The organism is Thalassolituus sp. UBA2590, assembly GCF_002339775.1.
In the GTDB taxonomy this organism is placed as follows: Bacteria; Pseudomonadota; Gammaproteobacteria; order Pseudomonadales; family Oceanobacteraceae; genus Thalassolituus.
In genome coordinates this window covers 27,076-27,553 of sequence record NZ_DDKU01000003.1, presented here as the reverse complement: position 1 = coordinate 27,553, position 478 = coordinate 27,076, and the positions used below count along the sequence as shown (strand labels likewise).

Below are 478 nucleotides of genomic sequence, written 5' to 3'. Positions count from 1 at the left end.
ACAAGCTCCTCAATCTCAGCCATAACCGAATCATATTGCTCATCTCTGATGAGGATATCAAAACTTCCTTTAAGTAATTCGTCCGGTTGAAAAGCGAATTCATTTATATAAGATTCATCAAACACCTTGATGCTATTGACTGCCTCGCACCCAGTTACAGTTGGTATAATTGAGTCATCATTGAATGCCTTAAATGGTTTGAGTTCTGTAAGGTCATTGGTGCCATTTAACTTCGATGAAACTGACTTTTGAATTGATTTCGATATCGTACTCTTACCAGTGCCATTGATTGCGTACTTTATATTCAGTACACCTTCCTCAATCTTTATCACACCATTATCAATGTTATTGCAATGACTAATTTCAATTTCCATTCAACACTCCTTTGTTTGGGGATACTTGGGCATCTAACGCTCGGCCTTGGGGCGCGCGCTTTTTGCGCGTCCCGCCACGCTTTTCAGTGGCCTCAACGGCCGCT

Annotated in this window: 1 protein-coding gene; it reads right to left on the bottom strand. The window is 41.4% G+C overall.

Translation table 11 applies throughout. From position 1 onward, the window contains the following. Positions 1-374, bottom strand: a 374-nt coding sequence (locus B2067_RS00240) for a hypothetical protein (protein WP_301387113.1), incomplete at its 3' end; no start/stop codon positions are given. Positions 375-478: the final 104 nt, after the last annotated feature.